Source organism: Undibacterium sp. Di26W (assembly GCF_049340265.1).
Classification (GTDB): domain Bacteria; phylum Pseudomonadota; class Gammaproteobacteria; order Burkholderiales; family Burkholderiaceae_D; genus Undibacterium.
In genome coordinates, this window is record NZ_JBMPOR010000097.1 from 1 (window position 1) to 258 (window position 258).

The window sequence follows — 258 nt, forward strand, 5'->3', positions numbered from 1 at the left end:
CCAAAGGCGTCGCCCTCAGCCTCAGCTACGAACTGGCAGGCGTACGTGCCGACATCGGCTCCAGCCCCATCGGCTTCCCCATCCAGAACATCGTCGGTGGACTACGCTGGAGTGGTTCTGATGACGGGGCTAGCCTAGGCATAGAAATCGCCCGTCGCTCAGTGACCGACAGCTACCTCTCCTATGCCGGTGCCAAAGACAGCCTGTACGGACTCACCTGGGGTGGCGTCACCCGTACCGGCATCAAACTCGACACCT

Annotated in this window: 1 protein-coding gene; it reads left to right on the forward strand. The window is 61.6% G+C overall.

From position 1 onward, the window contains the following. Positions 1–258: cellulose synthase subunit BcsC-related outer membrane protein (locus ACO0LM_RS28805; protein ID WP_423042388.1), on the forward strand; the 258-nt coding region annotated here is incomplete at both ends.